11 protein-coding genes are annotated in these 9,044 nt (G+C 64.8%); 10 read left to right on the forward strand and 1 reads right to left on the reverse strand.

The features are described 5' to 3' along the window. Positions 1–99: 99 nt before the first annotated feature. From WC326_14680 to WC326_14720, 9 genes are all read left to right on the forward strand, one after another. The gene (locus WC326_14680; protein MFA7332313.1) at positions 100–366 is read left to right on the forward strand and encodes a glutaredoxin family protein; all 267 of its coding nucleotides are present in this window, start codon (positions 100–102) and stop codon (positions 364–366) included. After that, complete coding sequence (locus WC326_14685) at positions 363–926, forward strand: NUDIX hydrolase (protein MFA7332314.1); 564 nt, start codon at positions 363–365, stop codon at positions 924–926. Before WC326_14680 ends, WC326_14685 begins: the two co-directional genes overlap by 4 nt. Continuing rightward, complete coding sequence (recJ, locus tag WC326_14690; GenBank protein ID MFA7332315.1) at positions 923–2,605, forward strand: single-stranded-DNA-specific exonuclease RecJ; 1,683 nt, start codon at positions 923–925, stop codon at positions 2,603–2,605. The genes WC326_14685 and recJ overlap by 4 nt, the downstream gene beginning before the upstream one ends. After that, positions 2,598–3,527 carry a site-specific tyrosine recombinase gene (locus WC326_14695; GenBank protein MFA7332316.1) on the forward strand — a complete coding sequence of 310 codons (930 nt, stop codon included), beginning with the start codon at positions 2,598–2,600 and terminating at the stop codon, positions 3,525–3,527. Before recJ ends, WC326_14695 begins: the two co-directional genes overlap by 8 nt. A 757-nt stretch (positions 3,528–4,284) precedes the next feature. Then, complete coding sequence (locus WC326_14700) at positions 4,285–4,824, forward strand: hypothetical protein (protein ID MFA7332317.1); 540 nt, start codon at positions 4,285–4,287, stop codon at positions 4,822–4,824. Between the two features lie 166 nt (positions 4,825–4,990). Then, entirely contained in the window at positions 4,991–5,431 is a 441-nt protein-coding gene (locus tag WC326_14705; protein ID MFA7332318.1) for a hypothetical protein, read from the forward strand. Between the two features lie 121 nt (positions 5,432–5,552). Then, a complete protein-coding gene (locus tag WC326_14710) occupies positions 5,553–5,849 on the forward strand; it encodes a hypothetical protein (GenBank protein ID MFA7332319.1) in 297 nt (98 codons plus the stop codon). A gap of 250 nt (positions 5,850–6,099) precedes the next feature. Continuing rightward, positions 6,100–6,639, forward strand: a complete 540-nt coding sequence (locus WC326_14715; GenBank protein MFA7332320.1) for a hypothetical protein — start codon at positions 6,100–6,102, stop codon at positions 6,637–6,639. 99 nt (positions 6,640–6,738) lie between these two features. After that, positions 6,739–7,113: a DoxX family membrane protein gene (locus WC326_14720; protein MFA7332321.1), complete on the forward strand. Its 375-nt coding sequence runs from the start codon at positions 6,739–6,741 to the stop codon at positions 7,111–7,113. Here WC326_14720 and WC326_14725 read toward each other — a convergent pair. Beyond that, positions 7,089–7,868, reverse strand: coding sequence for a class I SAM-dependent methyltransferase (locus WC326_14725; protein ID MFA7332322.1), 780 nt, complete (start codon positions 7,866–7,868; stop codon positions 7,089–7,091). The genes WC326_14720 and WC326_14725 overlap by 25 nt on opposite strands. Before the next feature lie 211 nt (positions 7,869–8,079). On the opposite strand from WC326_14725, the gene WC326_14730 reads away from it, so the two are divergent. Then, positions 8,080–8,727, forward strand: coding sequence for a uracil-DNA glycosylase (locus tag WC326_14730; GenBank protein ID MFA7332323.1), 648 nt, complete (start codon positions 8,080–8,082; stop codon positions 8,725–8,727). Positions 8,728–9,044 lie beyond the last annotated feature (317 nt).

The following is a 9,044-nucleotide window of genomic DNA, read 5'->3' on the forward strand; positions in this document are numbered from 1 at the left end:
GGGCCTTGGACGCCGCGGTTCGCCGGCCCATTCCCGCCTCGCCCCGGCTCAGGGGGAGCCCGGGGGCTTCCTTACTTTGCCTGCAGCAAGGGAGGAATCATGACGGGTCTGCAAATGTACAGCACGGCCTGGTGCGGGGATTGCCGGGCGCTCAAGCGCTTCCTGGACGCCGAGGGCGTGGACTACGAAGAGATCGACATCGACGCCCGGCCCGCCGCGGCGGAGGAGCTGGTGGCGGCCACGGGCAAGCGCGGCATTCCCTACCTGAAATGGCAGGGCGCCTTCCACAAGGCCTATCCATTGGATGCCGCCGCCCTGCGGGTCTGGCTGCGGGAGCGCGGCCTGCTGGAACAGGGCCGGCCGTGAGACAACCCGAGAACCTGCACGAGGAGTGCGTGGCGAGCCGGCAGCTGCTGGACGGCCGGCTGCTCAAGGTCTTTTCGGACACCGTGCGCCTGCCCGACGGCCGCGAGGCCGTGCGCGAGTGGATCCGCCACCCCGGCGCGGTGGCGGTGATCGCGCACCTGCGCGCCAGCGATGAATTGATCTTGGAGCGCCAGTTCCGCTATCCCGTCGGCAAGGCCGTCTGGGAGTTGCCCGCGGGCAAACTGGATCCGGGCGAGGACCCCGAGGCCTGCGGTCGGCGCGAGCTGGAGGAGGAGACGGGCTGGCGGGCGGGCGCCCTGCACTACGTGCTGCCGCTCTTGCCCTGCATCGGCTACTCGGACGAGGTGATCCACATCTTCTACTGCGACGAACTCAGCCCCGGCCGGGCGGGCCTGGACGAGGGCGAGTGCCTGGACGTCCACCGCCTGCCGCTGGCCGAGGTGCGCCACCTGCTGGAGTCGGGCGCGATCCAGGACAGCAAGACCCTGGTGGGCCTCTATTGGCTGTTCGCACGCCTGGACGCCGAGGCCCGGGCGTGAGGCCGCGCTGGCAGGTGCAGAGCGGCCCCTGGGAGCCCGGCGGCGTGGCGGCGCGCATCCTGCGCCGGCGCGGGCTGGACCCAGCGGCGGAGCGCCAGCACGATCCCTTCCTCATGCTGGACATGGACAGAGCCGTGGAGCGCATCCAGCGGGCGATCCGCGAGCGCGAGCGCATCCTGGTCTTCGGCGATTACGACGCCGACGGCGTCACCTCCGCGGCCCTGCTGCGCCAGGGGTTGGCGGATCTGGGCGCCACGGTGGCCGTGCGCCTGCCTCACCGGGTGGAGGAGGGCTACGGCCTGCAGGTCTCCCAGATGCGCGAGATCCTCGACGGCCCGACGGACCTGCTCGTGACAGCGGACAACGGCACGTCGGCACTGGAGCCGCTGGAGCTGGCCGCCCGCGAGGGCCTGGACGTGATCGTGGTGGACCACCACAGCCTGACCGGTCCGCGTCCGCCCGTCGTGGCCCTGCTCAATCCCCACCAGCCGGGCTGCGGCTACCCTTTCAAGGCCCTGGCCGCGGTGGGCGTGGCCTGGAAACTGCTGGAGGCGCTGGGCTGGCGTCAGCTGGAGCGCGGGCTGGACCTGGTGGCCCTGGGCACCGTGGCGGACATGGCCCAGTTGACCGGCGAGAACCGGCTGCTGATCCGGCGCGGGTTGGAGGTGATCCGCGGCGGCGGCCGGCCGGGCCTGGAGGCCCTGCTGGCGCTGCCCGGCGTGCGTCCGCCCCAGGGCGGCGTGGACGCCCGCACCTTGGGCTGGCAGCTGGGGCCGCGCATCAACTGCGCCGGCCGGCTGGCCGGAGCCGAGCTGGCCTTTCGCCTGCTGGACGGCGGCGACCGGCGCGAGACCGAGGCCCTGGCCGCGCAGCTGGACGCCCTGAACCAGGAGCGCCGCCGCGTGCAGGACGAGGCCGTGGCCCAGGCCGAGCACGCGTTGAGGGACGCGGGCGAGCTGCCGGCCATCCTGATCTTCGTGGGCGCGGACTGGCACCTGGGCGTGATCGGGCTGATCGCCGGGCGCCTCTGCCAGAGCTGGGAGCGGCCCGTGCTGGTGCTCAGCCGCGTGCTGGGCAACGGGCTGGTGAAGGGCTCGGCGCGCAGCGTGCCCGGGTTGAACATCACCGAAGCCATCGCGCGTCAGCGCGACCTGCTGGTGGACTTCGGCGGCCACGCGGAGGCGGCGGGCCTGACCCTGCGCGAGGAACACCTGCGCGAGTTCATGGCCCGGCTGGGGGAGAACCTGGAGGAGCGCGCTCCGGACCTGCCCGTGCCCGAGCTGCGCGTGGACAGCGCCGTGGCCATGTCCGAGCTGACCCTCTCGCTGCCTGCCGAGCTGGAGGTGCTGGAGCCCTGCGGCACGGGCAATCCGCGGCCCCGGCTGGGCTTGTTCGGTGCCCAGGTGGAGCGGGTGTTCCAGATGTCGCAAGGCAAGCACCTCAAGCTCTGGCTGCAGGCGGAAGGGCGGCGGGCGGAGGCCGTCTGGTGGAAGCACGGCCCCCAAGCGGAGCGGATCCGCTACGGCCAGCAGGTGGACGTGGTCTTCGAACTGGGCCTGAACCACTGGAATGGCCGCACGGAACTGCAGCTGGTGCTGGAGGACCTGCGGCCCGCCGAGGCGCTGACGGGCGCGCCGCTGTCCGCTCCATCCGCCGGTCTGGAAATCCCCCATGTCTGACACCTCGCGCCTGCTGCGCCGCTACCTGGACCACTGTCGCTACGAGCGCGGTCTGGCGGAGAACACGCTCTCCGCCTACGAGCACGATTTGCTGCGCTATTTCGAGGCGCTGGAGCTGCAGGGCCTGGGGCCGCTGGAGGTGGACATCCGCGGGCTGGAGCGCTACTTGGTCTGGGTCAACGAACTGGGCCTCTCCGTGCGCAGCCAGTCCCGGGCAGTGAGCGTTCTGCGCGGCTTCCACGCCTGGCTGGCGGCGGAGAACCTGCGCGGCAGCGATCCGGCCCGCTTGCTGGATACGCCGCGCCTAATCCGCACCCTGCCCCGCACCTTGAGCGCGGACGAGATGAATCGCCTGCTGGAGGTGCCGGCGCCGGGCCCGGACCTCAAACGCTGGCTCTGGCTGCGTGACCAGGCCCTGCTGGAGACGGCCTACGGCGCGGGGTTGCGGGTCAGCGAACTCTGCAGCCTGGGCTTCCAGAATCTGCTGCCCGAGGAGGGCCTGCTGCGCATCCTGGGCAAGGGCGCCAAGGAACGCGTGGTACCTCTGGGTTCGCCGGCCTGGGACGCCCTTAAGGAGTACCAGGAGCTGGCCCGTCCCGGTCTGGTGGCGCGCTCGCGCAGCGCGGAGCGCAGCCGGGGCGCAGCCTGGCGCCTCTTCCTCAACCACCTAGGCGGACCGCTGACGCGGATGGGTTTCTGGAAAATCCTCCAAAAGCGGCTGGCGGAGGCCGGGCTGACGGGCGAATTCCATCCGCACAGCCTTCGACACAGTTTCGCCACTCACTTGCTGGAGGGCGGGGCCAGCCTGCGAGCGGTGCAGGAGATGCTGGGTCACACGGACATCGCCACCACGCAGATCTACACGCACGTGGATCGCGAGTTTCTGCGCACGCAGTACCGGGCGTATCACCCTCGCGGCTGAGGGCTTATGCTGGCGCAGGCTCGTATTGCACTGACGGTGCTCCTGCTGCAGGCGCTGGCTCCTGTTGGCACTGACGGCTCTCTTGCTGCTGGCGCTGGCTCTGGTTTGCGCTGACGCTGCTTCTGCTGCGGTTGCTTCTCCCTTCGGCGCTGACGCGCCTGATGCCACCTTTCTGTTGCGCAGAAAGGTGGCACGGCCGGTTAGGCGCCAAAGAACGCTTTTTCTCAACGGGCCTGACCGGCCGTCCAGACTCAGGCCACCTCCCGGTGGCCTTCCGCTGGCCGCAGCGCCTCCTTCCTGTCTTCGTGTAGTTGGTTCGCCCCAGGCAGGTAGCCTTCGCGCTTCACCCCGGTTGTGGTTCAGGCACGGGCGGTTAGCCCTGCGGCCTTCACCGCGTCGCCCAATCTGAACCTTCGCTCGTCATCCCCAGCCAGTCCCGTCATCCCCCGGCTTGACCGGGGAATCCCATCCCTGGTGGCCGCTGCCCAATCGTGTTACGTGGATGGTGGTGGCGCTTCCCCCGCGCCTCGCGAAGGAAGCCGGTTTTGGCTGCTTCGCAGACAAAACCGGATGGGGACGTGTTGGACAGCTTTTCCTGCCTGGATTCCCTTGGTGGCCAGATTCTCCTTGCAGCGCCCACACGGAAATGTTCACTTGGTCGCGAGAGGGGGTTTGAGTCTTTGTCGACGCTCCATCAAGCTACAACGGGGTCTCCGTGTGTGTAAAGCTGGTCGTCATCTCGTCCAAGGGAGTAGGCATGAGAGGCTATAGATGTTTGGGAATCGCGCTTTTACTAGGTATTTGCTTCATTGGATGTGAATCGGACGCTGGTCAAATCGAAACATTTAGTGTCACGCTTCAGGAAATCGCAGAAGATGGCATTGTAAATTATGTTGACTCTCTAATTGTGATTGAATCGCAGATATACTGGAACAATCATTCATTTCTTGCGAATCCAGATTCGTTGTGGGCATCAGAACTGCGACTCATGTTTAGCTTCGATAGCTTTCCAGTAGCCCCAGAACGGGGGAATATGTTTGTCGTATCCGAGCAATTCCAGACACGTTGGCTGGGTGATCGGTGGAATGGCTATGAAGAAGTATATTTCTATAATAATCAGCGTTTGTCAAACAACTGTCAAAAATACCTGCTCTTTGGACGAATCAGATTTCGGGACTGGCTAAATGTATCGAGTGACTGGCGGAATAACACGGCATTTGTTGATCAATGTAACAATTATACGTACTGGAATCAAACTTTTGAATTTCACGTTGATGGAATAGATTATTGGAATTAGTCAATTCACAATCAATCAATGATGAGTAGCAGCGTTTTCCGCCGATCTTGCGCTTATTACGGCGCTTGCAGAGCTTGACAGAAGGAGAAGTCGGTAGGAAAGGGCAAGCGTCGCGCCAAGCGCGATGAAGTTGAATCCAATGTTAGGTTTACTATCAGGAGTTGTTGTGACTGACAAAACTCTTAGAATTTTATTGGCTGATTTGATTGATATTTTGTTTATATTTGACAACTTTGCAATAATTAAGAGATATATTGATTGGAAATTCTTGTGTGATCTGGATGATCTATGGATTGTAAATTCTATGTTTTTCTTATTGTCAGGTTTGATAGGACTTATCATCTTTCAAGGTCAAACTCTCGGAATGTACATCGGCAAGATTAGGTTTACGAAAGGCGAACGCCCAGCAAGTTGGAATAGATTAGTCGTCAGAATTGCAATCAATTCTATTGCATTAGCAGTGATTGTCGACCATGGTCCGATGTTGTTCGATGCTTTAGGTGTCTATGTTCTTTATGTTCCATTAGTCATTAAAGGAAGTGGTGGAATTTATCACTCAATGGCAAACCTATTACTTTCAATTGAAATAGAGAAAGTAGGAGTTTGATTTAGATTGTATGTGTTGCAAGTAGTGGATATAAGGAAGAACTATATCACTGGTTATTGCTTCATTTGTGCGCTTTTTTAGGAATGATAAGAGGCGTCTCTGAGTTGAGAGTGGTCCACCCATGAAATTCTACTGGTTCACCCATTCCATTCCCGAACTTGCTGGGCTGCCCAAGGCGCGACGCACCGAGCTGCTGGTGGCCACCATGTGGAAGCCCTTTGGGCATTGGCAGGTGTGGCTCACGAACGTGCTGTTCGGTGGGTCTTTTTACTTGCTGGCGGCGTACGGGCGGGAGCTGGATTCCTGGATCCTTAAGGCCGGCGCGATTTTTCTGGTCGTGGGCGGGGGCAGCCTGCTCAACTGGAACGTCAAGCTGCATTACCAGCGACAATACATCCGGGCTCTGCTGGACGGCTGAAGGGTCGGGTCGGTGCGGGCCCGCAGGTCCGGCAATCCACCCTTTGGATTGAGATGGCTCCCGCAGGAAATGGAATGTGCGCTACCAGATTGCCGCTGGTGGTGGTCCGCAGTGTAACACCACTTCGAGACTTCGAGCCTTCGTGCTCACCGGACGCATGGCATTGTCAGCGCACGAGCCCAGCGACTAGGCCACTGGCAAGCCAAACCCGTCATCCGCAGCCCATGCGCTGCGCAGCAGGAGAATCAGGATGTACAAGCTGATCCACACGCTGAACGTGGGCCTGCTGCTGGCGGGCGCGAGCACGGGCGCGGCGGCCTGGGAATCGGTTCCGGTGGGGCACACTCCGCACTGGCTCACGCTGGGCCTGGGTCCGCTGGCTGGGCAGGAGAGCGGCGAGTTGGGGGTCAGCCAGAGCTGGATGAGCGGCGATCTGGTCTGGCGCCTGGGGCTGGACACCAGCTTCAAGGTCTTTGGTCACGCCGAGCGCAGCCAGCAATGGCTGAGCCTCGGCTGGGGGGTCCGCGCGCGCGAGCGCTGGGCGCTGGCCTCGGCCACGCTGGGTCCGTCCCTGTCCCGGCACGTCCACGAAACAAGGAACGCCAACTGGAGCCTGGAGCGCTCGCGGCAACTGGGCGTGGGTCTGGGGGCCAACGCGCAGGTGTTTGTCAAGCCCCTCTGGTTCGTCCTGCCCGAAGTGGGGCTGGGTGTGGAGGCCTTTGGCGACTTGAACAGCGTCCATCCGGTGGCGGGCTGGCGCGTCTCGCTGGTCTTCCACAACACCCTGTAGAGCGGGCGGGCCGGCGGGCAGGATTCCCGTGTCGTCTACTTTCGCAACAGACTCGCGGTGCACGCGCGGCGCGGGCGCCGGGAAGGAAGGGGTCGGAGGATGAAGTTCGCCGTCGTCATCGTGCGCAGCCTGCTGGGGCTGCTGTTCCTGTTCGCGTCCGTCACCTACTGGTTCAAGCTGATCCCCGTGCCGCCCGCGGAGGGCGCGCTGGCGCAGTTCAACGCCGGGCTGGAAGCCTCTGTCTATCTATTGCCCACGGTAAAGGCGCTGGAACTGGCGTGCGGCGCGGCCCTGCTACTGGGGCGCTTCGTGCCGCTGGCGCTGCTGTTGCTGGCGCCGATCCTCGTCAACATCCTGCTGGTGCACGTCTTCCTGGCGCCGGAGGGACTGCCGGTGGCGTTGTTTGTGGTCTTGGCCGCGGCTTTCCTGGCCTGGGTCCACCGCTCCAGCTACAAGGCGCTGTTCCGGGCCTGAGGCGCCGCCGAAGCGCCGGCGGGCGCGCTCGACGGGCGTCGGGCCACGGCCACAAGCGAGACGCCCAGCGGGAAGTTGGCCCGCGGCAGCCAGTGGCGCTCCAGCGCGAACACCTGGTAGAGCAGGGAGTTGAGCGGGCGGGCGGGTGTCTCCATGTCGTCGCCGTCCCGCCCCAACAGACGCTTCAGCTCGCGCACGGCCAGCACCAGCGGCAGCAGCAGGCAGTTGTAATAGCTCAGTTTCTCGAGTTCGAATCCGGCCGCGGCCAGCCGCAGCGCGAGCTGGGGACGCGTGTAGCGGCGGAAGTGGCCGTGTTCCTCGTCATGGCGGGTCCAAAGCGTGGGCAGGGCGGGCACGGTGAGCAGCAGCCGGCCACCGGGAGCCAGCAGATCCCGCAACGCGAGCAAGCTGCCGGCATCATCTTCGATGTGTTCGAGGACGTCGGTGAGCAGGATCAGGTCCTGGCTGGCGGGCTGGAAGGGCAGCGGGCCGGGCAGCGAGCCGGCACGCAGCTCGGCGCCGGGCAGGCGGGCGGCGGCGTGTTCCAGAGCGCGTGGGCTTTGGTCCAGGCCCGCCAGCCGCAGGCCGCCCGTCAGACGCGAGAGCAGCAGGCCCGTGCCGCAGCCCGCGTCCAGCACGCGCAAGCCCGGCCGCAGCAGGGGCTGCAACAGCGCCAGCAGGATCTCCGCCCGCGCCCGGAACCAGAAGTGCTCGCGCTGCACGCGCTCCATCTGATCGATCAACTCGTCCTTCACGTCCGCTCCCTTTCTGGGAAATGCTCTGGCACCGTGCCTGACACCAACTTGGGGATTTGTCCACTCGCGCACACGCGGGACACGACGACGATTCTGCAGTGCTCTGGCACCGTGCCTGACACCAACCTGGGGATTCGTCCGCTCGCGTGGACATGCGGGCGGCGGCGGGTGTTCCGCAGCGCTACCTTGGATGGGTCAATCAGGAGCCTCGATGGAATCCGCACTCGAAGGCGTGCTGGAACTGCTGTTCAGCCTGCCGCCCCTGTCCGACTGCTACCACCCCTACGCCAGCGGCGACACGACCCGCGACGTCGTGCGCCGGCGCAACCTGCGCCTCTACCTGGAGGAGCTGCGAGCGCGGCAACCCCGCGCCGCGCTGATCGGCGAGGCGCCGGGCATCCACGGCTGCCATTGGTCGGGCGTGCCCTTCATGGGGGAGCGGATGCTGACCCGCGGGCTGCCGCGCCACGGCCTGTTCGGACCGGGCAAGGGATACGGCTGGACCAGCGGGCATCCCAAGGGCGAGAGCGAGGCCTCGGGCACCATTCTCTGGGGCGTGGTGGAGGAGCTGCCCGCCGTGCCCTTCGTCTGGAACGCCTTTCCCCTCCACCCGCACCACGCCGGCCGGCCGGCCAGCAACCGCACGCCCACGCCCGCCGAGCTGGCGGCTTGCGCCCACGTGCTGCCGCGCCTCCTGGGGCTCTTTCCCATCGAATTGGTGATCGCCGTGGGCCGCAAGGCCGAGCAGGTGCTACACGAGTTGGGCATCGCCCACCAGGCCGTGCGCCATCCGGCCAACGGCGGCGCGCCCGCCTTCCGGGCCGGCCTGCGCGCCCTGCTCGGGGCTCCCGGAGAGTAGATCCAACAGAGAGGCACAGAGGCACAGAGCTCGGCATTTGGATGACTCTTGAAATGGGTTGGGTGCGGCTTGTCAGAGGATCTGTCGAGCACGAAGGCTCTAAGGCTCAAAGACGATTTGTGTCACGTGAGGTGAAGGCCTTCAGGCCTGAACCAGAACCAGGTGGTGACGCCGTCAGGCGGAACCAACTACCTGGAGACAGGAAGGAGCCGCTGCCGCCAGCGGAAGCCCGCCGGGAGGCGGGCTGACTCTGGCGAGTGAGAAAAAGCGCCTCTTTGGCTCCACCTTTCTGGCGCCAGCAGAAAGGTGGAAAACAA

The organism is Candidatus Delongbacteria bacterium (assembly GCA_041675285.1).
Lineage (GTDB): Bacteria > CAIWAD01 > CAIWAD01 > CAIWAD01 > CAIWAD01 > CAIWAD01.